This window comes from Microcoleus sp. C2D2 (assembly GCF_036702495.1).
In the GTDB taxonomy this organism is placed as follows: Bacteria; Cyanobacteriota; Cyanobacteriia; order Cyanobacteriales; family Microcoleaceae; genus Microcoleus.
On sequence record NZ_JAUBTO010000018.1, the window covers coordinates 60994 to 85837 of the forward strand.

Below are 24844 nucleotides of genomic sequence, written 5' to 3' on the forward strand. Positions count from 1 at the left end.
AGATGCCCATTCCACAAAACATCAAGTTGCTTGTGGAGTGGGCGTCCCGCCCGCGCTCAAAGACAATTTAGATGCGGGACAGCTTACTTAAAAAAAGTGGGAATCTAATCGGCCAAATCGGCGAAAACCTCGCGCACGGCCGGATGCACCAATCGGTGATTCTGCACGTTCAATCCCTTCGCCAAACTCGGATTCATTTCCAAAGCTTTAATCCCGTTATTTGCCAACTGCAAAACATAAGGCAAAGTGCTGTTATTCAAAGCTTGAGTCGCAGTCCAAGGCACGGCACCGGGCATATTCGGCACGCCGTAATGCACGACTCCTTCCTCAACATAAGTAGGATTTGTGTGAGAAGTTGCCCGCAAAGTTTCCACGCAGCCGCCTTGGTCAACGGCTACGTCAACAATCACAGAACCGGGGTGCATCTTCGCAACAAGTTGGCGAGAAACCAGCACTGGAGCTTTTTTACCTAAGACCAAAACCGCACCGATTAACAAATCAGTATCGGGGATAACTGCTTCAATTTGCAAAGGACTGCTGTAGAGGTATTCTACTCTGGAACCGAACAGAGTTTCCAAGTAGGCTAAGCGATCGACATTTACGTCTAATATCTGCACTCTCGCGCCCATTCCTACAGCAATTCTGGCTGCTTCTGTGCCGACAATTCCGCCGCCCAAAATCACAACTTTACCCGGTCTTACCCCCGGTACGCCGCCCAAAAGCACTCCTCTGCCACCTTGCTGTCGTTCCAGAAACCGAGCTCCGAACTGCACGGCCAAACGCCCTGCAATAATACTCATCGGCGTCAGCAGTGGCAATTTTCTGTCCGGGAGTTCGACGGTTTCGTAGGCGATGGCCTGGACTCCGCTGCTGATTAAATGCTCGGTTAATGTGCGATCGGCAGCCAAGTGCAAATATGTAAACAGCAACTGCTCTTTTTGCATCAGCGGATACTCAGCAGGCAGCGGTTCCTTAACTTTAACAATTAGTTCGCGCTTCCAGACATCTGAAGCGTTTAAGACAATCTTAGCCCCTGCTTGAACATAGTCCTCGTCCGCAAAACCGGCCCCAGCACCAGCATTGGTTTCCACAAAAACTGCGTGACCTTTGTCCGAACAAGCCCGGACACTTGTGGGACCCAGGCCGACTCGAAACTCCAAATCCTTGATTTCCTTCGGGACGCCTATTTCCATCTATAACCTCTAATCTCAGGCATACATAGATCGAATCTAACCTAAAAACCATCCCCAGCGGGACAATACCATTGTAGATTTTAGATTTGGCAATCCGGCTGGGCTAGGAGAATTTTTGTTGAATTTTCCGCCAGATCGATCGCAATTTCCCAAATCGATCGTTTTCCATCAAGTCGATCGTCTTTTTAGCTTGTTCCAACTCTAACTGTAGCTGTTGAATTTGAGCTTGGTAATTCTGCAATTGGGAATTGGCTTCCTCCAACTGAATTCGCACTTCCGTTTCCCCCAGTATTTTTCCTAATTGCAATATCGTGATAGCCTAGGGACTGAAAGGCAAAAAATACGATTTCCCAGTTATTCGCAATACAAAACTCATTGACTGCTTTCGCCACACCGTAAGGCATCACCTCGCATACCGACCAATTCGTGTAATCGTTAAAAACCATCATTCCTGCAGCTTTAACTTTAGTATAACCTTGCTGAATATCTTTGCATACACCTTGATATCCGTGGTCGGCATCGATATATATCCAGTCAAAATACTCGTCAGGAAAGCTCCTTAAAATTGTCGAAGAATCCCCTTCGTGAAGCTCTACCGTTCCATTTTCTATCCCTTCTTGAACTAGACTTTTTTGTTTTTTGCTGATTTCTGCTTTGAATAAATCAAAATTATAATCGAGCAAATGCAGCTTTTTGGGCTTGGCAATAGCCATAATTTGTTCGGCAAAGTGCCCGTATTGAGTTCCCACCTCAGCCACCACACTATTTTTAGGCAGATATTCCAACATCTTCAATCGACTTTCAACAAAGCGACAATTCTTAACGTGACAATCTTGAAGCATTGGCGCCGAAAGCAGGAATGGATTGTCATCAAAATTATTCCAATTCTGGTTATTCCAGTCCTTAGTCGCTTCTAAAAATATTTTTTTGTCTTCTATAAAATCAAACATATTATTCCGCTGATTATTGAACTCGAAGCCGTGGGAAAAATATCTAATCAATACCAAGCATTGTGTAGTCAGTACCTACGTTTTTTTGCCAATTCAGAAGCAATGACTAAAGTACCTACTACATTTTTTTGACATTTTTGACATGGGGGCAATTTGGTCGGCTACAAAAAATTCTAGGGTAATCCTATTTGATTTTTGAACGAGATTTTTTGTAAAGGAACCTCTGATGCCGTATAGAAGGAGAAAATAAATATTGACCTTGACAAATCCAGAAACGATTACTATTTAATTTTAAGTTAACCCTATTTTAGATTAAAATACATTAGGGTTTAATAGATGTGATTAAATAATAGCTGATAAAGAGTCTGCTGTCAATATATTTTATCTGTCACTTATAATTTAACAGGCTTGCACTCAGGGGGTCTCAAAACAAATGCCACGGATACCTACCTTAACATTCGATCGCGGAACGCTGCTGCTACACCCGCCGCCCAAAGGCAGAGACTGGGTGGACTTTGCGACATGGGACGATCGCGTGGAAAAATACCGCATTCGAGCCATTCACTACCGCCCGCTGGTAGAATGCCTCCAAGCCGAGTGCATTCACTTCACGGACGAAGCTAGGGGATACGAACTACTCGAACTCGTACCCAGCGTGGAAATGCAGCCTTACCCACATCAAGAACAGGCCCTCGCAGCTTGGCAGGAAGCAGGAAGCCAAGGAGTAGTCGTCCTCCCCACTGCTTCCGGCAAAACTTATCTGGCACAATTAGCCATGCAAGTCACTGGTCGCAGTACATTAATTGTAGTACCAACTCTCGATTTAATGCACCAGTGGTATGCTAATTTAAAAGCCGCTTTTCCCGACATCGAAATCGGGTTGTTGGGCGGAGGTTCGCGGGACAAAACGCCAATTTTAGTAGCAACCTACGACAGTGCAAGTATTCATGCAGAAACCTTAGGCAATAAATACGGTTTGCTGGTTTTTGACGAATGCCACCATTTGCCAACGGACTTTTATCGAGTAATTTCCGAATATGCGATCGCGCCTTTTAGACTGGGACTGACAGCTACACCCGATCGCACAGATAACCGCCACAGCGATTTGCATTTCCTGATCGGCCCGACAGTATTTAGCAAAAGACCCGAAGATTTGGCAGGCGATGCTTTAGCCGACCATAAAATAGTTCAAATTATGGTAAAACTGTCAACAGAAGAAACCGACCGCTACGCCGAATTAATCAACATTCGCAACGACTTCTTAAAACAGTCTAACATCAGAATATCCAGCCTGGATGGCTGGAAACAGTTTATCATGGCAAGCGCGCGATCGCCCCTGGGACGGCGCGCCATGCTAGCCCACCGCCAAGCCAAAGAAATAGCCCTTTGTACCGAAGGCAAACTGCGAATCTTAGCCAAAATACTAGCAGAACACTCTCCCCAGCGCACCCTAATTTTCACCGGAGACAACGCCACAGTTTACCGAATTTCCCAAGAATTTCTCATCCCCACAATTACCCACCAAACCCCAGTCAAAGAACGCCACGAAATCCTCGATCGCTTTCGCAGCGGCGAATACAAAACCCTCGTCGCCTCCCACGTCCTCAACGAAGGAGTGGACGTTCCCGACGCCAGAATTGCTATCATATTGTCAGGAACCGGCAGCGAACGCGAATACATTCAGCGATTGGGTCGAGTTCTCCGCAAAAGCAGCGATGTAAATAAGTTAGCAATTCTCTACGAAGTCGTCACCGAAGACACCAGCGAAGAAAGAACATCCCAACGCCGCCGAGGAGGAATGCAGCCTCACCAACCCCAACCACAAACACAAATAGAACCGCCAAAGCCAGAATATCAGAAATTAGAAATTGTCAAACCGACACCCATTTACGGAGTCAACCGAGAGACAACCAAAAAAGCAGCAGAATCACCCGCAAAATGGGGAGAAGACAACGATGAAATTCCCTGGTAGCAAGCCCAAACTATATCTAAACACACTCTTTCTTTCTCTCTCTTCCCTTCGCGTTCTTCGCGCCTTCGCGGTTCGTTAAAAATAAAAAACTATTAACAAATGCTACCCACTGATTTATTAAGTCACCGCCAAAACGGAGAATCAATTATTCCTCTCCGCCTCAAGATAGATGCTAAAAACTTAGAAGCAGCTAAAGAAACGATCGACTGCTTCCAAGAGTCGATCGGCAAAACCCAAGGCGAGCTCGACGGACGCTTGCTAGAATTAGAAGGCGACAGCCCAGATTATCGGCTGAAACGGGGATTAGCGCACCTGCTGAAAAGCGGTTTCTGCACCTTGGAAGTCATCAGTCCCCTAGAACCCTCAGAGTTGAGACAGCGGGTTTTTGCATTGTCCGCGCGATCGACTCCCAGCCCTCAATCCACCCAATTAACCCTGGAAAAAGTAGCAAGTGAACTCAGCCAAGACTTAAATAGAGAAGTTTTGCCTCACGAAATCACTACAGGTTTATACGCGGATTTAAACGAAAACAAAATCCTCACAGAGTTTAATGCACCAACACCCGAAAACTTGCTTCACAAATACAATCTTTCTCAAGTTCAAGGCATATTTTACCGAGCAAGTCAAGTCCAATTAACCGCCCACCGCAACGATCCGGGAGAATACAAACTCTTATTCCGCTATCTGAAACTTTTTCAATTAATGACTTACATCGAAGGCGATGCAGACCACGGTTTTACACTGACAATAGACGGCCCTACAAGCTTATTCAAACCCAGCACCCGCTACGGCTTAGCCCTCGCGAAAATGCTGCCCGCACTGCTGCACGTCACCAAATGGAGTATGCACTCGACACTGCACACAAAAGACCCTTTTAGCGGCGTTTTGAAAACAGGTAAATTCACCCTCAATTCCGACTGCGGTTTAGTCAGCCACTATCCCCCTGGCAAGCCTTATGATAGTATGTTAGAAGCAGCATTTGCTGAAAGATGGAATTCCACAAAAACCGAGTGGCAACTAGAGCGAGAAGTTGATTTAATTCCCATTCCAGGTAGCGTGATGATTCCCGACTTTCGGTTAGTGCATCCCGACGGGCGAGTATTTTTATTAGAAATAGTTGGCTATTGGCGCCCGGAGTATTTGCAAAAGAAATTTGCACAAGTACAGAAGTCTGAATGCGATCACTTAATTTTAGCTATTTCCGAACGGCTGAACTTAGAAAAAGCCGGGGTGAATGTAAAAGATGTCCCAGCAAAAGTAGTCTGGTTTAAAGATAAATTGCTGCCCAAATCAGTCCTAGAAGTCCTCGAAGAGTAACCAATCCGCGCATTAGTTGCAAACTTCTTTCTTTCTTTCTCTCTCTCTGCGCCCTCTGCGCCCTCTGCGGTTCAAAAAAATCCTCCTCAAAAAACCTCCCACATTGCACGCTATACTAAAATGGGAATTCACCCAAATCCTTGCCACCGCGTAGTCTCACCCTAGAACCGATTGAAAAATGGCAGACACAAGTATTGTCGAAAGAATCAAAAAGCTGTTAGCCCTCGCCACCTCATCCAATGAAAACGAATCGACTGCAGCAGCCGAAAAAGCTTCCCTTTTACTGGCACAGTACAATCTCAGCCTCGCGGATTTAGGGCCAAATCACCAAGAAGAGATTGACGAAGACTCAGTTGAAACAACATCGAAATTTGTCACTTGGAAAATGATGCTGCTTTCGGGAATTGCTGACGCTAACGGTTGCAATGCCATGCGAAATACTTATAATGGCAGTATGTTTTTAGTGGGAACTTCTACAAACCTGATTGTTTGCAAACATCTGTACGAGTATTTGAGTTCTGCGATTGAAAAAAGGGCTAAATACCGCAAAGGAAACGGCAGGGGGTTGGCGTATCTCAATGCTTTTCGGGTTGGATGCGCGACGAGGTTGAGACAAAGATTGTTGGAACAAAAACAGGAGATGGAAAAGTCGGGGATTCCGGGTTCGGGGGATGCGGCGGCGACTCCAGGGATTGTTGTGCGATCGATGTTTGAGAAAAATCAACGGGCGATCGCCGATTATCTAGAGGGCCGAGGGGTTAAAATTAGAACGAGAACAGATTCTCAAGTCAGCAGCGCGGCGGGTTTTAATTCGGGGTATGAAGTGGGCGACAAAATTAGTTTGCACAAGCAAGTGCAGCAGCAAGGGGAACAAAAACAACTCAATGAATCTCTGTGAGTTTAAGTATAGTTAGCAATTAAATTTATACTGTTAATCCCTATGCCCTACAGTTCTTTCACCACAATCGGTAAAGTCAAGGAAGCATTTAATCTAACCACTGTAGAAGCAGTTCGTTTTTTGCCTAACATTGACCCTATTTCCCCCTCACAAACACTGACTGCCTTTTTGGAAGAAAGCCTGCCGTTTGCCTCATCCGCCAGCGAAAAAGCTCGTTCTGAAGGAATTATTTTCCCTGTTTTGCTAGAAGCGAGACGAATTTTACAGCGGCGAGTCAGCTTATTTTCTGGAGAAGACTTCACCGTAGACGAATCAATAGGACTGAACGGCGTGTGTGATTTTCTCTTTAGCCGTTCCGAAGAAATTCTAGAAATCGAAGCACCGGCCGTCATCATTGTGGAGGCAAAAAAATCTGACATCAGAACAGGATTCGGGCAATGTATTGCTGAAATGGTGGCAGCACAAAAATTTAATGAGGCTAAGAAAAAGCCGATTCCCATAATTTATGGTGTGGTAAGCAATGGCACTCAGTGGCGATTCCTCAAACTCGAAGGGCAAACAGTGACAATTGACTTGATTGATTATCCACTTCCTCCTGTCGAGCAAATTTTGGGGTTTTTGGTATGGATGGTGCGGGAAGGTTAGCTGGCTGACGGGTGACAACCCATCAGAACACAGATAGAATCAAGGACATACAGCCCTTGAAAAAGATGGTAGATAATTACTGACGAGCATTTATTTATTCAAGTTGAGGATAAGGTAAAAACATGACATTTTACGATCTAACTATTGCTAAAATTAGCCCAATGCCGGAGTCACTTGTTCAAGAGGTGAATGATTTTATAGACTTTTTGCTTCTCAAATACAACAGTGAATTGCCACAGCTTACTGAATCAGACTTTTCTGAGTATTTAAAGAATTTAGAAGCCTACGAAGAAAAGTTAGTTCGTGGAGAGATTAAATGGTAGCAGCTTCATCTTCCGATTCATCCCGGACTCTGAAATAGTAAAACAGATTAGCAACAGCCAAATCAGACGCTTTTTCCAAGTTCGACGATACTAAACTTTTATGACCCGCTATTTGCCCTTGCTCAATGATATAATCTTCGTACTCTTGACGCTGCTGCGGAGCGAGCATTAATTCCAGTTGAGTGCGAAGAGAATAAAAATGAGATTTCGATCTCAAATTTTCATAAAGTAATTGTTCATCCGGTATCGCTAAAGCTGTTGTGGCTGAATTTTTATCCCCCATAATAGCTAAGTCTGATTTACTAAAATCAGCACTCTCTAACTGCTTTAACTCACTTTGCGACAAAGATTTTATCCATTCAATCTGATTTTGCCAAGTGTCTAATGCCGCTAAATCGTGATTGTGAATTCGCGTGATTTCTGGGAATAGAAAATCTAGTTCCTCGTCAGAGTCGCAGCCAGCAATTACTGTTAAGCCATCTTGACGGATTTGTTGTTGAAGTTGAGAGATGCGATCGCCCGCAGCACCAAATTCATTTTGTACCTGATACGTGCCGATAATACTTTGCTCGATCGCCCAACTGCACTCTAACCGACGCAACTGTCCCGCCGCACAAGTTTCTTCTAATAAATGCGGATTTTTGTAATCAGCTAAAGCTTCAAACAACATCCCCCGCGCAGCATCAATTTCAGCATTGCGGCGGTTAATATCTTGCAGTTGCAAAGCCGATCGCATCCGTTGAATTGCTTGATTAAATAACCCGTAAGCCCGCACTAAGACTAGGCGATGGTTCTCAAATTTTATATCTGCAACCACTTCGGAAATTAATTGCTTAATTTCCGCGCCTTGGCCTTTCAAAAGTTGTTCTAAATTGATGAAACCATTTTCTACTTTTACTTCCAGCCTTTCTACTGCTTTTTTTAGTTTCAAAGTCTGGTGCAAATTGACCGCTGATAAGGCTACCCCGGCGAAAGTTCCCACACCAATGACGGCTGTTGTCGCTTGCAGCACCCCCAAAGTGGCTTGGACGCCTTGAAAGCCCATGTGCATTTGCTGCATCTGCAAGCTGCCCATGACAAACTGCATGGGAGACACTAAGGGCGATAGTGGGTTGTTGTTGAGGGCCGCGCCAACGGCATGGGCTACGAACTGTCCCGTCGCTGCATCCCTCGCCATGCCGATCGGCACTCCAGCAGATGTAAACACTTGTGCGTACTTACCAGCCTCGATCGCAGCCTGTACCGCTGCAGGAAATACAAAGTTCATCATCAATTTTTACCCTGGTAGCAACCCACAGAATAACTAATATATTATGATACATTAAATAAAAAAAATTATATTTAGGCGCTGCAAATGGACACTTCGCTAATTAGTCCCAAAACAGTTGAGCTTGTTTCGCGGCTGACCGGGCAAAGACTCCGCCAAGAGGATATTAGTCCGCCTGTGCTTTTCCTGGGGGGGCTGGTGACGGTGTTGTTGGGAGTCATCTATGCCGACGGTACGGTTGGCGCTGAGGAAATGCAGCGGCTGCGGGCAACTTTGACGGAACTCATCCCCGCTAACAACAGTTTGCGCCAATTGGTAATGGCGATGGTTAAGGGCGTGCGAGATCAGCAAGTTTACAAGAAATTGACGGAGTTCTTGGCGCTGACATCGTGCTTTTCCGAGGAGGAAAAACTGCTGCTAATTAGTTTTGGGTATCAGATGTCGGCAGCAGATGGGACAATAGATAAACGCGAAAAAGAGTATTTGAAAATCATCGCCAACAGACTCGGAATCGATGCGCGATTTTTGACTGTTTTGGAAGCGAGTTTTAGTAATCAAGCAATAAGCGATACAGCAGCTTTAGCAGAAGTCCACTCGTTACTCGCTCCTGCCCAATTTCAATCTCTCGATTCTTTGTTTGTCCGTGCTGCCAGTCACATTATCGAACATTTACCAGAAAAACCCAAACAGCAAAAAAATCAAAAGCATTCAGTTTCCTCCTATCAGGAGTTGCAAAAATTTCAGGAGTATCGAAAACAACTGGATACAGTTTGTAACCAACTACATTTAACTCTGGTAGATGGAAGTTATCGCAGCGTCTTTTCTCGTACTTTAACAGAAGAAGTAACAAAAATATCTCGCAACTTGCAATCTCAGTGTTTCCGCGTGGCTGTTGTCGGCGAGTTTAGTAAAGGCAAATCAACTTTACTCAATGCGTTACTCGGCGAGGAAATCCAACCGGTGCGGGATATTCCCTGTAGCGGGACTGTGACTATTTTGAAATATGGTTCGCAGCGCCGGGTTATTTGTCGCTACAAAGATGGACGGGAGGAAGAAATTCCACCGGCACAATATCAAGAGAAAGCTTCTATTTCGGAAGAGGCGGCTTTGGGTTCTTGCGAAGATGAGATAATCAATTCGGAAATTAAAGAAATTGTTTTCGAGCATCCCGAATTAGAGTTGTGCCGCAATGGGGTAGAAATTATTGATTCTCCCGGATTAAACGAACAAGCGGAACGCACAGCGGTAACTCAGCAAGTTCTAAAAACTGCTGATGCAGTGATTTTCTTGACTCATGCTCAAAATGCTTTAACGGAGAAAGAGCGGGAACTGCTTTTGTACTTAAAAAAAGAACTGAATTATGGAAACGATCAAGGCGCAAGTAATATTTTTATTGTAGTTAACTTTTTCGATTTGCTCCGCCGAGAAGAGAGTCGAACTCAGGTAAGAAAAAGGGTAGAAACGATTGTTAATGGGGCAAACCCAATTATTGTGGGGGAAAACCGGAGTCATTTTATTTCTGCTCAATCAGCATTGGATGCGATTTTAGCAGGAAATGAAAATGACGATTACCTCAAAGCTTTTCAGGGTTTTACAAAGTCGGTTGAGCAGTTTTTGACAGTAGAACGGGGAGCGCTCGCACTTCAGCAGTCGGCATCGGGAATGAAGCAAATCATTGACACTGGCTGCGATGAATTGATTCAAATGCGGGAAATGTTAGAAGGAAAGTTGACCGTTTCTCAAGGAGATAAGGCGAATATTTTTGAACAAATGGCGGAAGTAAGCGGCCGCGATGTAAAAATCAGAGTTTTAGCTAATGAACTGATGGAGCAATCTGTAGAAGAAGCTATTGAATCTTGGAATGAATGGGTTCAAGGGTTAGGAGAACGCCTGATTGCAAAAACAGAGCGCTGGACTTCTGAGCATTCGCATATGTGGAGTCAAAAAGAGTTGACTAAAGATTATTCAGATCAATTTGTGGGAGATATCACCCAAGAAATAGAAGATTGGGCTACTGAAAAAGTACAGTCTATTTTACAACAGAATATGGGAGCTTTAAATAGTCAAATAGATGAAGACATTTATGCAATTCGGCAGGAGTTTCAAAAGTTCGATAAGCAACTGAGTAGTAACCTTGTCAGTCAATTTAATAATTTGGCGATGGCAGGTAATTTGGGCGGGATTGGTACAAGTGGAAGCGGGATTGCTGAATCAATTGGTGAGATAGAGGGTGGCGGATTCATAGGCGGTTTAGGGATTGGTGCCGCCGTCGGTGCTGCGTTGCTGTTTTTTACAGGGCTTGGTTTTATTGGAGTTATTTTGGGTGGCTTAGCTGCGGGTGCTGGTGGAGGTTTGGGCTTGAATTTCTTAGATGGCGACGCCGTTAAAGCTCAAATCAAGGAAAAAGTTTGTGAGTTAGGGTTGGAGAATTTCAATGAATCTTCACAGTCTATTTTTGATAAGATACAAGAAAGAATTATTGCATTATTCGAGAAGCGAATTGAGACGAGTAATGGTGTGATGTCAAAAGCTATCTCGCTGTGGGAAAATTTATTAGAACAGCAGGAAAAGCGCGATCGCCAAAATCAAGCAGAATGCGAGGCCCAAAAAGTTTGGCTGGCTGACAAACGTCGAGAACTCGAACAAGTACAAAATCAAATTCAAACAATCTTAAATCAAAGTGCCCGCTAATTCAATCAGTAACGGGTAAGCGCAAAAAAACCATAGTACATACAGCTTATTCCAGGCTTATGAAATACAGCCCAGAAACCGGGTTTCTTTACAGTTCTCGCATCATTACTGATTCTGTTCAAGAAACCCGGTTTCTCGCCCCCAATCAATCAATCAATCAATTCCGCTTCTTCAAAAATCAGTCTAGTCGTCAACTCCAAACCAGGCAGCAACTCATCCACAATTAGTGTATTATCCGTATAAACTTGACTCGAACCATCGCTCAAAAAACTTCTAATTAAAATAGCTTCTGGATCGATCGTCCAAACTCGCGGAACGCCCGCCGCCAAATAATCTTTCGCCTTCTCTTCAAATTCCTTCATACTTCGATCCGGCGATATAATCTCAATCACCAGTTCAGGAATTGCGGGACAAGCTTCATTTCGCCGCCAACTTTTCGGCAGACGTTCATAAGAAATGTACGTTAAATCTGGAACAGGTACCCAATCTTTATCCTGACGTTTTAACAAAATTGCCCATTCTGGAAGCACTCGCCCGCGTCCTTTACACCATACACGAATTAGGTGACACAAAGCTCCCTGTAAACTGGAATGAAAAAATTTTGGAGACACTTTAGGAACTGCTTCACCATCTACAAACTCACAATATATATCTCCGTCGGGCAAAGCTAGAAATTCTGCTAAAGTGAGTTTGGTTCCCATGCCTACCATGACTCCCAGCCCTCTCGCTAATTAATTCAAATATCAATTATACAAAATTTCCAAACTTTCCTAGAAGTACGATCGCCCCTGGGCCTCTATTCCAAAAACCGAATAACAAAATCCCCGACTTCTTAAAGAAATCGGGGATTTAACAGCGATCGCATTTTAGGTTAAGCGTTTCGCCTGTTTTTATGCCAAAACTGGCACCGGCTGCGGCCAACGACCCATGACTTTACCAATCACCGCCAATTCTTCCATCAACTTGTCGAACTGATCCGGTGTTAAAGATTGCGGCCCGTCAGACAAAGCTTTTTTCGGATTCGGGTGCACTTCAATCATCAGCGAATCAGTACCAGAGGCGATCGAAGCAAACGCCATCGACGGTACAAACTGCGCCCAACCGGTGCCGTGACTCGGGTCAACCATCACCGGTAAGTGAGTCAGAGTCCGCAATACTGGTACTGCCGACAAATCTAGCGTATTGCGCGTATATTGCCTGTCATACCCGCGAATTCCGCGCTCGCACAAAATCACGTTCGGATTGCCAGAAGCCATGATATACTCAGCAGCCATCAACCATTCTTCAATGGTGGCCGAGATGCCGCGCTTCAGCAAAACGGGTTTGTCTTGAGCTCCCACTTTCTTCAACAGCGAGAAATTCTGCATATTTCTCGCCCCGACTTGTACCACGTCCGCTACTTCCACGATCGCACTTAAGTCCGCCGCATCCATAACTTCCGTGATAATTCCCAAACCGCTAGCTTCCCGCGCCGCAGCCAGCAATCCCAAAGCACTCTCGCCGTGGCCTTGGAAAGCGTAGGGAGAAGTTCTCGGTTTGTAGGCGCCACCGCGCAGAAAATGAGCTCCAGCAGCTTTGACGCGCATTGCCGTTTCCACAATCATTTCTTCGTTTTCGACCGAGCAAGGGCCTGCTACGATCGCGATCGGGTGATGCAAGCCGATCGTTACAGTTCCTAAAGGAGTAGCAACCGCTACGGAGCTGGCTTCTCCTTGGCGGTACTCCAGAGAAGCGCGTTTGTAGGGTTTTTCCACGCGCAGCACTTCCTCAATCCAGGTGCTCATCTCGCGCAGTTGCAGAGGTTCGAGCTCGGCGGTTTCGCCTACCAAACCCATAACAACTTTGTAACGGCCGACGATTTTTTCTGGTATCAAACCCCAGTTAGTGCGGAGGTCTTCGTCTAGTCGATCGATCTCGGCTTCTGGAGTGCCGGCTTTCATTACAATAATCATATTTTTTTTGCCTTTTCTGTTGGGCTAGACACGAATTATGACACGGATGGAATGCGAAAAATCCCGTTTTTACCTAAGCCTCGATCCCCCTAAATCCCCCTTAATACGGGGGACGCAAGAGCAAGTTCTTGTCCCCCCCTTCTTAAGGGGGGCTAGGGGGGAGCTGGGGCTAATCGTCAAACAGAAGTCTCTGACTGGGTTTAACCTTAAGTTGACACCGATGACTAATGACTAATGACTAATGACTAATGACTGCTAACTAATAACTAACTTTTTGGCTTCGCGGCGCGCCACGCTTCTCGCATCCGTCCAAAATTGGTATTAAATTCTTCCCACCCCAGAGTGCTTCCTGAAACTTCTTCATCCCAGGAAGCCGAGAGGACTCCGTAGCTCAATCCCAGAACGCCTAGACCAAAACAGCCCATGCTTACCAGCAATACTGCTGTGTTAGGCAGATCGAACAAGCCGTTGCTGACTACCAAATAGCTTACAAAAAATGTGCAAATTCCCAGGATTGTCGGTAGGCCGCAGAATACCGCTATGCGAGATATCATGCGTTTGCTGACTGCTTCTGGGATGGATTGCGACTGTTTTCCGGTTTTGTTAGCTTTCGGCTGCTTGTCGGGAGAATCCGACTCTAAGGCTACGCTTGCTTGGGGTTCTGGGGGCTTTTTAGGCGTTTTTTTACGATTTGTTGCCGGTTCAAAGGGCAAGCGCTTGCGGGGTGGTTCGGAGGACATATTTTATCTCTAACCTGAAATCTCGAACATTTTTCAATAAGTCTTGGCGTTTGTCCAAGATTAAAGAATATTGTCGCAAATTTTGGCTTTGGTGTTTAGCCGCGAATACCTAGACGGGCAATCAATGCTTTGTAGCGATCGACATTTTCCCTTTGGATGTATGCTAGCAGGCGCTTGCGGCGGCTGATCATCATCATCAAACCGCGCCGGGAGGCGAAGTCTTTTTGGTTGATTTTCAGGTGGGCGCTGAGTTTTGTGATGCGATCGGTCAGCATCGCGACTTGGACATCTGCCGAACCGGTATCGGTTTCATGGGTTTGGAAGTCGCCCATGATTTCTTGTTTGCGCTGTTGTGTAAGAGCCATGAATTGATTTTAGTTTTTTTTGTACGATTGTCACAATCTGCAATTGTACCACAGCCAATGAACAAGGGTGCAGGGTGCGAGATAAAATTTTTGCGGTAAGAGTTCGCATGGCGAGTTTTAATCCCCTTGCGGGGAAAAGTGAATGGCGACAATTCTTAAAGCTGATTAATTTCCCTAAAGATATTACTGAGAGTTTCAATCCCCTTGCGGGGGAAAGTGAATTGCGACATTGAAACCAGCGAGCGCCAACAGTACCAAATTCTTTAGCGCCAGCAACAGCGCGCACTCTCTCTGTCTGGCCCCCGCAAACAACCCCGAGAGTTGCGATGACCCCTGTAATAATCTCGAAAGCTATTTCTATAATGGTTGGTGGATAAAGGCCCAGTGCCATGCATAAATGCTTTTTATGGCACCCACCAAACGTAATAAAATTCTGGCCGCTGTGGTGGGTGGCCGCTTGCGCGCTGGACACAGCAAACGCACCATAAGAAAAACCCCGGAACAAAATGGCAAAGCCACCCGGTCTAAAGACCTTCCCCAAGTTACTGTCTCAAAAAGAGGTAGACCTCATTGTCGCAAATGACGAGTACACCAAGAACCCAGGCGATGTACTCTTTCGCTACTACGGAGACTTCGGACACAACACCCCCGAGCCAACCACACCCCCAGAGGCCGACGCGCCCATCCGTCGCGGAGCCCCCGGCAAAGAGACCCCGCCACCAAGCCCCTGGATGCTCGCTTGGGGGAAGACCTTACAAGACCGTGGGTTCTTCGATGAGATGCCCAATCAATACCGCGTCACGGATTGGTTCGGCAGCCTCTCGGCCCAGTTCAAATGGCACATCGACAACCACCGACACGGAGAGAGAATCCTCGCCATCAGCCTCTCCAACAACCGCGTCATTGGCTTTCGCAAAGATGCCAATAGCCCCGTCTTTGAACTCGAACAAAATGCAGGAGACGCCTATTTAATCGCTGGTCCAAGCCGCTGGAGTTGGCAACACTGCGTGCTGCCAAGAGGCAAAGACAAGAGTGGAGGGAGAAGTTTTGTGGTGAGCTTTAAGCGCCCCGCGCAATAATCAGCCACCCCCCGTTCCTTCACTTCAATTAAAGATTTTCAATCCCCTTGCGGGGAAAAGTGAATTGCGACTCTAGATGTAATTGACATACTCCCCGACCTTTCATGTGCGGGGATTCTTAACACTTCATCGACCAATACTACCGAAGTAGTTTTACGAGCGTCTCCATGTTCATTTTAAGTCGTGGCAATGCCCTATCCCGACTATATGTATCGTTTTGTTGGAAAAACATTAACAATACGTTTTATTTTGCTTCCAGGTTGGATTTTAACCATTGCCCTTCAGTCTTTCCCTATTACTGGATCAGTCCCGGTTTCAACTCAAAATGAGTATATATCGCTGCAATCTTAGGTGGGTATTTCAACCAATTAAATTATAACATAAAGCCGACCACGCTCAGAAGGGACCCCGGACCCAAAATTTTTGGTCAGAGACTACTTGTATTTTCATGTTTCAATCCCCTTGCGGGGAAAAGTGAATGGCGACATTGTTAGTCCGTTTTTTAAATTCAATAATTTAAAAAGAGTTTCAATCCCCTTGCGGGGAAAAGTCAATGGCGACTTGCGATCGACTCAAAGTCTCGTATACATCAACAGAAGCTTGTTTCAAGTAGGGAAACGGCATTGCCGTGTCCAGAGTTGCTATCGGCTCAAATAGGCGATCGCCTCACGTATCCAATCATCCGCATCACCTTTGGCGGACAAAGTGCTGTCTTGACTGAGGGTTTGCAGCGCTTGCAAGACTTCAGCCCCAGTGTATCCCATCGCCAGCAGGATCATCTCGACTTCTTCTTGAATAGCTGGGGGGACTCCCGCGGCGACTGAAGTTGTCAAACCTGCTTGCTGTCGCCATTCCGAGAGTTTGCTTTTGAGTTCCAGGGCGAGACGTTCTGCGGTTTTTGTACCCACGCCCGGGGTTTTGGCGAGGATGCGCGTGTTACCGCCGACGATCGCCTGGACTAAATCTTGCAATCCTAAAGTATCGAGAAGTGCGATCGCCAGTTGAGAACCCACACCGCTAACACTCGTCAACTGCCGAAACAAATCGCGTTCTGCCGCGCTGCCAAAACCGTACAATACGATTTGGTCTTCCTTAACTTGCTGGTGGGTAAAAATTTGGGCGACTTCGCCGGATGCTGGCAATTGACCGGTCACGCGGGGCAAAATTTGGATTTCATAGCCGATTTGATTGACTTCGAGAGTCAGGATGACGCGGTTGCTGCCTTTGGCGATATCGGCTACTGTGCCTTTGAGATAGCTAATCATAAAATTAATAATAATACACGGCTATTGGCTTTCATCAAAATCGGCGAGGATGCGGAGGATGGAGTTGAGGCTGATATCTGCGCGATTTCCTACCCTTCGGGAACCCCTGCGGGAAGATAGCTTCGCTTCACGGATTTTGAGTCAATAGTTAACAAAAGTACGATCGACGGTGATTCACCTTGATAAATCATGCGATCATCTAAAATCTAAAATCTAAAATCTAAAATCGATCGATTCTCTCCCACAGTTCCGAGATTCATCTCGTTTGTCCGGCTTTGGCTTGCTGCAACGTTCTTCTGAGACTGGCTTTTACTTCTTCAACGGTCGTATCGTCGGGGTCGTCTTCACCTTCATCTGTAGGTTCCTGAAAGAGGACGATGATTCGCACGCGGCCCGGAGTGTCTAGTGCTAAAGGTCGATCGAGAATTAATTGATCTTTTTCGTCGATCGTTCCTGTGACTTCTAAGGCTTTCATTTGTTTTCCCTGAATTTGTTTTTAATTAATACTATTATATCACCCTGCCCGAGCGAGTTTGTTATTTTTCAAGTCAAAATAAGATGCTGCTTAACTAAAGACAAATCCGCCTTGCCAAAATTTACAACCAAAGCCACATTGAAATTTTCCAAGGATTTTACAAACCAAATAATTTCATCAGAAGGCTTACCTTCATAGTGATTAAACAAAATAGAAAATCGCTTTTCCAACTCAGGTTTAACCTTACCCGAAAGCAGTACAAGTTTCAGCAGTAAACCCATTGTCCGGCTGGGACCGAGATTGTACACCAAATCGTAAAAAACGTAGTGGCTGGGATGGTGGGAATTTTCCACTACCAAGAAGTTGAACAATTGGTGGCAAGTCCCAACTAACAATAGATTATTTAATTTCACCGAGTCATTTTCTGGCAATGTATTTTTGATTTGCTTGTACAAACGATCCTTAAATTGACGCCCGCCGTATTCTGGTTCTACCGACGACATTAAATATTCATATAAATTAACTTTAAATGAGCCGTAAGATGGAGTTTTTCTGGCATCTCTCAGGAAAAATTGAGCCGATTCTTTGTAAGTGCGCTCGTCTGCTACTTTTCCGGCAAATTCTCTGACAGCTAAGTGCAGTTCCGCATCGTTCAAAAGTGTGGGATTGGCGGCAGGCTGCACAATTCCTATCTCTGTATTTCTCGGTTCAACCAAATAATTTAAATATTGAGACAAATCTCTTTCAAATTGTCGCTGTCTTTGAAATTCCAGTTTTTTGATAGTTTGCTGGTCTTCCTCAATGCTGTCCTTGCTCAGCAGAGAATGCCCGTACAAATAAGGATACCGACAAATCAATTCACCCAAGGGGGAATTAGTATCTTCTTTCTGCGGTTCCGGCTCTCTCTCTACGGCTTTTACTACGCGCTCTAGGGTCTGGAATTCTTCAGTTTTCGTAAAAAATGCTATTTGTTCTTGCAAGCGCTTGACTATGTAAAATTCCATGCCAAATCGGGGAGAAGGCTGCTTAAATAAAGCTACTAAATTTGCGATCGCCAATTTGTTTTGTGAGTGCAATTGCCAGCGGTTTATCGGGATGTAGCAGCAGCGGTGGAGGATATATTTAAAGTCGTAATCCGCTCGCTTGACGCAGACTATACTGTACAAAGTTGCTTCAATTTCTCGATCGGGATAGCCCATGCCGTCGATAAATAGCTTTTGGAACCGCTCGAGCACCTGTGCGGGGGATTCTGTTTCCACGCAGGATACGATGTGATCGTACAATCTCTGTTCGTTGCTGCCAGTTGCAACACTCTCTGAGGGCGAGGTGAGAATCCTGCTGTCAGCATCGGTGTCTGCGCTGCTGTCTGCAACAGGTGCCGCAACGGCTGTCGGTTTTTCCCGAAAAGTTCGATCGGGATTCAAGAACCAATAGTGTTCTTGGCTTAATTGTTTGTTCGCCGCCCAATCCAAAGCTGACTGCAAACTTTCCCCTGTCAATAACTGCGATTCATCTTTGCGGTCGGAAGCCAGCCATGCTGCTAGCGCCCAGCGGTACGGAGCCAATTTTCCCAGTTCTTGTTCCACCCAGAACTGATTGAAAACTGACTCATAAATTCGGTTGGCAACTATTAATTTACCCTGAGAGTTAACAACCAATCCTGACAGTTGCAATTCGATTTGTTCGGGAGAGTAATCTGCCGGTACTCCCTGCGCTTCCCCCGGTTGGGTCTGGTCTGGCGGTTGCAAAGCTTGCTGGTACAGAGTTAACAGCCGCGTGAGGTCGCAGCGGCTATGGAAAATGCGATCGCGAATAGCAGTCAAATGTTGGAGATCGTCCCCTTCTTCCCAATCTTTAATAATTCTGTGTTTGAGCAGTTTTTCAACCTGCTGGGCTTCGGAATTTCTGCCAATGAAAGGCTCGTATTCAAGTACCAAGCGGCAAAGCTTTTGAGTCAGAAACGGTTGACCTCCCGTCCAAGCTAATATTTCTTGGAGCACTTTTTGGGGGCGAAAAGCTTTGAGTGCCAATCCTTTGGCTAGCGGCAAACTTTCGTGCACTTGGAATAGACTTAAATTGATCCGCCGTCCAATATTAAAAGGGTTGCAGCTTTGATCTGGGATCAATTCTGACGGGGCTGCTACTCCCACAACTGCAAAAGTCAGGCGATCGTATTCTGGTTGCTCTGCCCGCTTGGAGTAACAAGCCCGGATCAAAGCAAAAAAATCGCTGGTACTGAAATTTAGGCGGATGGTGCTGTCAATGTCATCTATGAAAATTACCAGCTTTTGCCGAATAGACTTGAGCAAAACTTTTTCGATAAATATCTCCAATCGCTGCACCGGCGACAGCAGTTCGCGATCGTTCCACCACTTGATCGCATCAAAGCTGTTTGTGAGGTGCAAACTGCTTGCGATGCGGTACATGATTGCGGCATACCACTTTTGGGGGGAGATATCTGGGCTGCTGATGCTTCTCAAGTTGATGGCAGCAAAAACTGTACCTTCTGCTTGCAACCTTTTGGCCGTTTGCACTAGCAGGCTGGACTTTCCCATGTGCGGCGAACTCAACACGTAGCAGAAGTCTCCGGCTTTGAGTCCTTGGTAGAGTTCGCTGTCGGCCGATCGCCTGACATAGGTAGGCGCACCGGCCGGCAAATATCCTCCGACTTGATATTGATAGGTTGAGTTGACCCATGCTGTCATCTGGGAATTCATCAAGATGGTGCGCCCCGTAGGTGTGCGATCTAAAGCTTACAAATTGCAATTATTGCCAGCTTACTAAGGTTGAAAATTTTTGTTCCTCTTTCTCTATTGTCTACTAGCTCACGTTTCTCCTTCTCAATCTTTACCGTATCTTTGCAAGCGTTCGCCCCAAATCCTGCGACCTGCAGGATCGTACCCCGGCACTTGATTCTTTACACTATTATATGAATTTTCACTCTTCTCGGATTGAGAACGATAAAATGCCCTTTTTTTACATTTTTTTACAAAAATACTTTAAAATTCAGCCGGTGGTATGATATTGCCAGGGAAACTCATAACCGCAGCGCCGTCAACCTTCGGCCTTCAGATCCGCCTGCCGAATGCCGAAGGAAAAGCCTTAGCAAGGGCTGCCAATAAAAAACCCCAGCGTTTGGCTGAGGACTGCTTGAGTGGGAGATATCGTTAATCTGCGTTTTTTTTAGTTGACTTAGATTGCATGGAATTCCATGCTGCTGACTTTCCCCGGGCTTTCGCGTTCTGGGATTCCTAAGAACAAACTTTTCGGGATGCATCCACAAAAAGTTTAATTCTTAAAGGCGTTGTCAGAGCCCGGCCAACCACTCGCTCAACTATAAAAGTTAAGTCTGTGGCTAATTGTAGAAGATGCGCCCTGATGGCTTAACTACCCGATGGATTAGCACCCTGATGGCATAACTCCCTGATGGATCGACGCCCTGATGGCTTTCGCTCCACTACCCAAAAGATTCGGGTTGGTGGATGATCGTGGACATTAGTAACACGTCACTTCTGGCGTTTCCGATCGCAAGCGGGTGTGCCTGTCTGAATTGATTATGGCAGGCAGATTTATCGAAAGACAAGTGGGTTATTGCATCAACCCATGAATGATAGATCGGGGTAGCCAAAAAGTGTCAATCTACGCAAATCAGGGTCATCGAACATGAAAAACAGCATCTTAGTATTAGGGCTAATTGCCTCGGCTGGCTTCGGCTTTTTGGGTGCAGGTAGCGCCAGCGCTTCTGCGATCGCCCCACAACCTACATCAGCCAGCAGTTTCACGGCTTGGGAGAGCCGTCCTGACTTTAACTACACTGGAACGAATGAGGATGGCGAGCAAGAAGAGGTAAAAACGGGTAAAGGCAGGAAATAATTGGCGCTCTTGTGTGGTTAGCTCTTGTGCGGTTGTGGTTGTGGTTTTGGTTGTGGTGGCATTTGTTGTCGCAACCGCCTCCGATCGAGGCGGTTAAAACTCGATCCCAATCTCAGTCTACCTAATCCCGGGGGTGGGGGTCAGTTTCAGAGAACGGTGAATGGGAAAATAAACAGGTAAGGCGAGTCTGTCGGTGGAGTTTCCCCGCCTATCAACCTCCTTACCTTCTGATGTTCGGGATTCGGATCAGGCACAATCGTATTTCATATCGTAAAAACCCAATGGAAAATACTCTCGAAACTACCCGCAGACAGCGCGTATTGACAAGAACCCAGGAACGGCGTCAGGCGACACCCAAAGAAAAACAGTTGATTCACCTGCTAGCCAATATGGCTTGCAGTTTGATTAAATACGACTACAAACACGCAGCAGGGAAGGGAACCCTCCCGCCTTCGGAAAGCAAGCGTTTAGCGGAATGGCACTACCTGCGAGTTCAGCAAATTCGCCGGATAGAACGCTCCTTGGAGCCCGTAGCGACCCTCAAGCGCGTGTACTACAAGAGCATCCTCAGTCCGAGGGATCTCAAGTCTTTGAAACTTCTGTGGCTTGAGGACGACAAAAACCGCGTCAAACGGGTCGATCCTGACTTGGACGACATCCTCAGCGAAGCATTGGATCGGGGAGATACTTTAAAACAGCTATTTCACTCGATCGAAGTCAAAGAACGCACCTTTGCTGCAACTCCTCGCCCCGGCGCCGTGCCGCTTTGGGTCAAAGAGTGGGAAGAGTCGGAATATGACATAAACTTTTTTCCGCCTTCGTTCTCTGCATGGGTTTCGATCGTGGACGACTAGGTTCAAGAAAAACTCTTTTAAATGGCATCGATCGTAAAATTCAGATGGTAGACTTATTTGCGATTGCTGCCATTGGCGAAGAGTGTGCCGGCGTGAGGCTAAACTAGGCGGCGTTGCGCGCAGGCATCCGAGTACACAGAAGTGAATCGGAGTCAGTACCATTGTACAATGGGGGAAAACCAGGGCTTCAGCTAATAGCTGATAGCTGATAGCTGATAGCTGATAGTTTCTCATGACTGACTCGATTTCTACTTCTCCTCTAGACTCGGCCGCCGATACAGCCGAACTCCGCTCTCAGTTGAGGTCGGGTTCGGAAAAAACTCAACTGCAACTGCTGCAACAACAAATAGCAGATTCCGGTTGGGATGTATTGATGGAATTTTTATTAGAGCGCAAGTCAGAGCCAGCGACTGCGGTAATGGGTAAGGCTTACCAAATTCTTTACAGTGCTAACTATCCGAGAGCGGCGGAGTTTTTGCAAGCGAATTTTCCGACTGGGCTTGTGCCGCTGCGCTCGGACTCTAACATTGATTACACTCCGCTGCAACAATTATTGGCGTTACAAGAATTTCAAGAAGCCGATCGCTTGACTTTAAACAAGCTTTGTGAATTGGCGGGTGATACAGCTTCCGTGAGAAAGTGGCTGTATTTTACGCAAGTCGAGAGTTTGCCGGTGGCGGATTTGCAAACAATTAATACGCTGTGGAAAGTTCATTCCGAAGGCAAATTTGGCTTTTCGGTGCAGCGGGAAATTTGGCTAGGTTCGGGGAAGAATTGGGATAAGTTGTGGCCGCTAATTGGCTGGAAGAAGGGGAATAATTGGACGCGGTATCCGCAAGAGTTTATTTGGGATTTGAGCGCGCCTAGGGGTCATTTGCCGCTGTCGAATCAGTTGCGGGGTGTGCAGCCGTTTGCGGCTTTGATGGCTCATCCGGCTTGGGTGAAGTGAAGGGTTTGGGGCTTTTGGAGAATGTGGGGGGGGCTGGATGTTCGGCCCCACATTTGTTGGTGAGGGGGTGTTGGATTGAACTGCAGGGATTCACAGGCGTCCCGCCTGTTCCACTGTTGTGCAGGGATTCACAGGCGTCCCATCTGTTCCACAGAGGAAGAGAGGGGAGAAGAGGGGGATGCGAGGAAAGTTGGGAAAGTTTGTATAATTGATATTTGAATTAATTAGCGAGAGGGCTGGGGGTCATCGTAGGCATCGGAACCAAACTCACTTTAGAGGAATTTCTAGCTTTTCCTGACCCAGATGTATATTGTGAGTTTGTAGATGGTGAAGCAGTCCCCAAAGTGTCTCCAAAATATTTTCATTAGACTTTACAGTTTACTTTGTGTCGCCTGATTCGTGTATAGTGTAAAGGCCGCAGGCGAGTTCTTCCAGAATGGGGAATTCTGTTAAAGCGTCTGGGTAAAGATTGGGCACATCTTCCAGATTAGACGTATATTTCTTATTAACGTTTGCCTAAAAATTGGCCGCGGAATGAAGCTTGTCCTGCAATTGCTGAATTGGTAATTGAGATTCTCTCTCCCGATCAAACGATGCAGGAATTTGAAGAGAAGGGGAAGGATTATTTGGCGGCCGGAGTTCCGCGAGTTTGGGTGATAGATCCAGAAGTGATTTTAATTATACCAATTTCATAAAATAGTGCTACAGTTAGTAGAAGTGTATTTGGCAATTTAGTACCCAAATAGAGGTCAAAACAATGTCAGGAGTTGTTAAAATTGTAATTCGAGAAACCGCAGCAGAACTGAAAACTTTGCTGTGCCAAGAGAAAGATGCCGTGCGCCACGAAAAACTGCTGATTCTGTATTGGCTCAAAATCAAAACAGTGGATAGTGTATTGTCTGCTGCTGTGCGCTTAGGAAAACATCGTACCACAATACAAAGATGGTTGTCTAGCCCTGCGAGCGGGGGGAATAGAAGAATTATTATTTCAGAAACCGCGTTCGGTTCGACCTTGAGTAATGAATCCCGAAACTAGAGAGAGATTATCAAACCAATTGCAAGAGCCAGAAGGATTCAGTAGCTACAAAGAAGTACATCAATGGTTGACAAGCTGCTGTGAAGTAAAAGTGGCATATCGGACAGTACATCAGTGGGCGAGATATCGGCAATGAGGGAAATTAAAAGTGCCACGTCCCGTGAGCGAAAAACAGAAAAAAGGTGCAGTAGAAGAATTTAAAAAAAACTACCATCGTTGATAAAAGCCAGCCGCTCGTCAAAGTGAGAGCTTTTTAAAGCAGTGGCATAAAATTCGCTATTGGAGTCAAGACGAAAGTCGAATGGGGCTACATACAATTCAAAGAAGGAAATTAACTGGCAAAGGAATTAAGCCTCACGGAAAGGTGCAATGGGACTTTATGTATCTGTGGTAATAGGTCGTAGTAGAGCTTCAAACAGGAGCGGGATTCTTTTATGAATTTACGCATCTAGACGAGCCGTGTGTTTTGAGAAGTTTTTAGAGCTATTTGCCACTGCTTATCCTCTTGATTTGCATATCATCCAACTAGACAATGGAGGATTTCATAGTTCATTGAATCTAAATATACCAGAAAACGTGATTTTACTATTTCAGCCGGCCTATAGTCCGGAAGTAAATCCGATAGAAAGGCTGTGGGGGTAGATCGAGGAACAATTGAAATGGTTGAGATTTGATGGCATAGAAGAATTGAGAGAGGCTCTGCAAAAAGAGTTGAAAAAGCTGACTAACGAAGTGATTGCTTCTTTGACTGGATATCCATTCATATTAAAGGGGTTATCTGTAGCAAATATTTAGGAAATTGGTATTACTACTACGGCTCCCGGCCACAATTGAGGGCATAAAAACTTCTCAATAAACACAGAAAAAGCCGCACCGTGCATTGAATCATTTAGGGTCATTACTGCCAGCACTTTTTTCACACTAACCCACATTCCGCAGGTATGATCGCAAAATCCGGTATTTTAAAAGGATGGAAAATTTTAGAGCATCAGATATTAGA

At 45.8% G+C, this 24844-nt stretch carries 23 protein-coding genes; 13 read left to right on the forward strand and 10 right to left on the reverse strand.

The genetic code is table 11. The annotated features are described in order from the left end of the window. Positions 1–104: 104 nt before the first annotated feature. Both ald and QUB61_RS08770 read right to left on the reverse strand, forming a co-directional pair. Positions 105–1193, reverse strand: a complete 1089-nt coding sequence (gene ald, locus QUB61_RS08765; RefSeq protein ID WP_333126518.1) for an alanine dehydrogenase — start codon at positions 1191–1193, stop codon at positions 105–107. Positions 1194–1378: 185 nt separating this feature from the next. Further along, positions 1379–2143, reverse strand: a complete 765-nt coding sequence (locus QUB61_RS08770) for a class I SAM-dependent methyltransferase (RefSeq protein ID WP_333126515.1) — start codon at positions 2141–2143, stop codon at positions 1379–1381. A gap of 433 nt (positions 2144–2576) precedes the next feature. Between QUB61_RS08770 and QUB61_RS08775 the strand changes: the two genes are divergently transcribed. The 5 genes from QUB61_RS08775 (at position 2577) to QUB61_RS08795 (ending at position 7298) form a co-directional block, all read left to right on the forward strand. After that, positions 2577–4115 (forward strand): DEAD/DEAH box helicase family protein, encoded by a 1539-nt coding sequence (locus QUB61_RS08775; RefSeq protein ID WP_333126512.1) that lies wholly within the window; start codon positions 2577–2579, stop codon positions 4113–4115. Positions 4116–4214: 99 nt separating this feature from the next. Further along, complete coding sequence (locus QUB61_RS08780) at positions 4215–5432, forward strand: DUF790 family protein (RefSeq protein ID WP_333126508.1); 1218 nt, start codon at positions 4215–4217, stop codon at positions 5430–5432. 178 nt (positions 5433–5610) lie between these two features. Continuing rightward, a complete protein-coding gene (locus QUB61_RS08785) occupies positions 5611–6330 on the forward strand; it encodes a DUF2786 domain-containing protein (RefSeq protein ID WP_333126505.1) in 720 nt (239 codons plus the stop codon). A gap of 42 nt (positions 6331–6372) precedes the next feature. Then, a complete protein-coding gene (locus tag QUB61_RS08790; protein ID WP_333126502.1) occupies positions 6373–6975 on the forward strand; it encodes a hypothetical protein in 603 nt (200 codons plus the stop codon). 122 nt (positions 6976–7097) lie between these two features. Continuing rightward, positions 7098–7298: a DUF2281 domain-containing protein gene (locus QUB61_RS08795; protein ID WP_333126497.1), complete on the forward strand. Its 201-nt coding sequence runs from the start codon at positions 7098–7100 to the stop codon at positions 7296–7298. Here the strand turns inward: QUB61_RS08795 and QUB61_RS08800 are convergent. Next, entirely contained in the window at positions 7288–8568 is a 1281-nt protein-coding gene (locus QUB61_RS08800; protein WP_333126494.1) for a hypothetical protein, read from the reverse strand. The two genes, QUB61_RS08795 and QUB61_RS08800, sit on opposite strands and share 11 nt — an antisense overlap. 84 nt (positions 8569–8652) lie before the next feature. Here QUB61_RS08800 and QUB61_RS08805 point away from each other — a divergent pair, with 84 nt between their 5' ends. After that, on the forward strand, positions 8653–11256 hold the full coding sequence (locus QUB61_RS08805) for a dynamin family protein (protein WP_333126491.1): 2604 nt from the start codon (positions 8653–8655) through the stop codon (positions 11254–11256). 149 nt (positions 11257–11405) lie between these two features. On the opposite strand, the gene QUB61_RS08810 is transcribed toward QUB61_RS08805, so the two are convergent. The 4 genes from QUB61_RS08810 to rpsO all read right to left on the reverse strand — a co-directional run bounded on the left by QUB61_RS08810 (position 11406) and on the right by rpsO (position 14313). Continuing rightward, a complete protein-coding gene (locus QUB61_RS08810; RefSeq protein ID WP_333126488.1) occupies positions 11406–11957 on the reverse strand; it encodes a Uma2 family endonuclease in 552 nt (183 codons plus the stop codon). A 189-nt stretch (positions 11958–12146) separates the two neighbouring features. Beyond that, positions 12147–13208, reverse strand: a complete 1062-nt coding sequence (gene aroF / locus QUB61_RS08815) for a 3-deoxy-7-phosphoheptulonate synthase (RefSeq protein ID WP_333126485.1) — start codon at positions 13206–13208, stop codon at positions 12147–12149. Between the two features lie 266 nt (positions 13209–13474). Then, entirely contained in the window at positions 13475–13948 is a 474-nt protein-coding gene (locus tag QUB61_RS08820; protein WP_333126482.1) for a PAM68 family protein, read from the reverse strand. Between the two features lie 95 nt (positions 13949–14043). Beyond that, positions 14044–14313: a 30S ribosomal protein S15 gene (rpsO, locus tag QUB61_RS08825; RefSeq protein ID WP_190661928.1), complete on the reverse strand. Its 270-nt coding sequence runs from the start codon at positions 14311–14313 to the stop codon at positions 14044–14046. A 506-nt stretch (positions 14314–14819) separates the two neighbouring features. Here rpsO and QUB61_RS08830 point away from each other — a divergent pair. After that, entirely contained in the window at positions 14820–15392 is a 573-nt protein-coding gene (locus QUB61_RS08830; RefSeq protein WP_333126479.1) for an alpha-ketoglutarate-dependent dioxygenase AlkB, read from the forward strand. Between the two features lie 641 nt (positions 15393–16033). Here QUB61_RS08830 and ruvA read toward each other — a convergent pair. The 3 genes from ruvA to QUB61_RS08845 form a co-directional block, all read right to left on the reverse strand. Then, complete coding sequence (gene ruvA / locus QUB61_RS08835; protein WP_333126476.1) at positions 16034–16657, reverse strand: Holliday junction branch migration protein RuvA; 624 nt, start codon at positions 16655–16657, stop codon at positions 16034–16036. 256 nt (positions 16658–16913) lie between these two features. Then, positions 16914–17132, reverse strand: coding sequence for a type II toxin-antitoxin system RelN family antitoxin (locus tag QUB61_RS08840; protein WP_333126473.1), 219 nt, complete (start codon positions 17130–17132; stop codon positions 16914–16916). 68 nt (positions 17133–17200) lie between these two features. After that, positions 17201–19837 carry an AAA-like domain-containing protein gene (locus QUB61_RS08845; protein WP_333126470.1) on the reverse strand — a complete coding sequence of 879 codons (2637 nt, stop codon included), beginning with the start codon at positions 19835–19837 and terminating at the stop codon, positions 17201–17203. 958 nt (positions 19838–20795) lie between these two features. On the opposite strand from QUB61_RS08845, the gene QUB61_RS08850 reads away from it, so the two are divergent. The 6 genes from QUB61_RS08850 (at position 20796) to QUB61_RS39820 (ending at position 24486) form a co-directional block, all read left to right on the forward strand. Further along, positions 20796–21005: a hypothetical protein gene (locus QUB61_RS08850; RefSeq protein WP_333126466.1), complete on the forward strand. Its 210-nt coding sequence runs from the start codon at positions 20796–20798 to the stop codon at positions 21003–21005. Positions 21006–21286: 281 nt separating this feature from the next. Then, positions 21287–21859: a hypothetical protein gene (locus QUB61_RS08855; protein ID WP_333126463.1), complete on the forward strand. Its 573-nt coding sequence runs from the start codon at positions 21287–21289 to the stop codon at positions 21857–21859. Between the two features lie 232 nt (positions 21860–22091). Then, positions 22092–22808 (forward strand): GUN4 N-terminal ARM-like repeat domain-containing protein, encoded by a 717-nt coding sequence (locus QUB61_RS08860; protein WP_333126460.1) that lies wholly within the window; start codon positions 22092–22094, stop codon positions 22806–22808. A 512-nt stretch (positions 22809–23320) separates the two neighbouring features. Beyond that, a complete protein-coding gene (locus tag QUB61_RS08865) occupies positions 23321–23503 on the forward strand; it encodes a Uma2 family endonuclease (protein ID WP_333126457.1) in 183 nt (60 codons plus the stop codon). 62 nt (positions 23504–23565) lie between these two features. Next, complete coding sequence (locus QUB61_RS08870) at positions 23566–23844, forward strand: hypothetical protein (RefSeq protein WP_333126454.1); 279 nt, start codon at positions 23566–23568, stop codon at positions 23842–23844. 459 nt (positions 23845–24303) lie between these two features. Further along, positions 24304–24486, forward strand: coding sequence for a transposase (locus QUB61_RS39820; RefSeq protein WP_445300201.1), 183 nt, complete (start codon positions 24304–24306; stop codon positions 24484–24486). The last annotated feature ends 358 nt before the right edge of the window (positions 24487–24844 follow it).

Coding starts and splice junctions, on each gene's coding strand:
- QUB61_RS08810 (WP_333126488.1), bottom strand. CDS start 11,957: ATGGGAACCAAACTCACTTTAGCAGAATTTCTAGCTTTGCCCGACGGA.
- QUB61_RS08805 (WP_333126491.1), top strand. CDS start 8,653: ATGGACACTTCGCTAATTAGTCCCAAAACAGTTGAGCTTGTTTCGCGG.
- QUB61_RS08850 (WP_333126466.1), top strand. CDS start 20,796: ATGAAAAACAGCATCTTAGTATTAGGGCTAATTGCCTCGGCTGGCTTC.
- QUB61_RS08820 (WP_333126482.1), bottom strand. CDS start 13,948: ATGTCCTCCGAACCACCCCGCAAGCGCTTGCCCTTTGAACCGGCAACA.
- QUB61_RS08780 (WP_333126508.1), top strand. CDS start 4,215: ATGCTACCCACTGATTTATTAAGTCACCGCCAAAACGGAGAATCAATT.
- QUB61_RS08775 (WP_333126512.1), top strand. CDS start 2,577: ATGCCACGGATACCTACCTTAACATTCGATCGCGGAACGCTGCTGCTA.
- aroF (WP_333126485.1), bottom strand. CDS start 13,208: ATGATTATTGTAATGAAAGCCGGCACTCCAGAAGCCGAGATCGATCGA.
- rpsO (WP_190661928.1), bottom strand. CDS start 14,313: ATGGCTCTTACACAACAGCGCAAACAAGAAATCATGGGCGACTTCCAA.
- QUB61_RS08840 (WP_333126473.1), bottom strand. CDS start 17,132: ATGAAAGCCTTAGAAGTCACAGGAACGATCGACGAAAAAGATCAATTA.
- QUB61_RS08845 (WP_333126470.1), bottom strand. CDS start 19,837: ATGACAGCATGGGTCAACTCAACCTATCAATATCAAGTCGGAGGATAT.
- QUB61_RS08770 (WP_333126515.1), bottom strand. CDS start 2,143: ATGTTTGATTTTATAGAAGACAAAAAAATATTTTTAGAAGCGACTAAG.
- QUB61_RS08855 (WP_333126463.1), top strand. CDS start 21,287: ATGGAAAATACTCTCGAAACTACCCGCAGACAGCGCGTATTGACAAGA.
- ald (WP_333126518.1), bottom strand. CDS start 1,193: ATGGAAATAGGCGTCCCGAAGGAAATCAAGGATTTGGAGTTTCGAGTC.
- QUB61_RS08830 (WP_333126479.1), top strand. CDS start 14,820: ATGGCAAAGCCACCCGGTCTAAAGACCTTCCCCAAGTTACTGTCTCAA.
- QUB61_RS08785 (WP_333126505.1), top strand. CDS start 5,611: ATGGCAGACACAAGTATTGTCGAAAGAATCAAAAAGCTGTTAGCCCTC.
- QUB61_RS08790 (WP_333126502.1), top strand. CDS start 6,373: ATGCCCTACAGTTCTTTCACCACAATCGGTAAAGTCAAGGAAGCATTT.
- QUB61_RS08795 (WP_333126497.1), top strand. CDS start 7,098: ATGACATTTTACGATCTAACTATTGCTAAAATTAGCCCAATGCCGGAG.
- ruvA (WP_333126476.1), bottom strand. CDS start 16,657: ATGATTAGCTATCTCAAAGGCACAGTAGCCGATATCGCCAAAGGCAGC.
- QUB61_RS08870 (WP_333126454.1), top strand. CDS start 23,566: ATGTCAGGAGTTGTTAAAATTGTAATTCGAGAAACCGCAGCAGAACTG.
- QUB61_RS08860 (WP_333126460.1), top strand. CDS start 22,092: ATGACTGACTCGATTTCTACTTCTCCTCTAGACTCGGCCGCCGATACA.
- QUB61_RS08800 (WP_333126494.1), bottom strand. CDS start 8,568: ATGATGAACTTTGTATTTCCTGCAGCGGTACAGGCTGCGATCGAGGCT.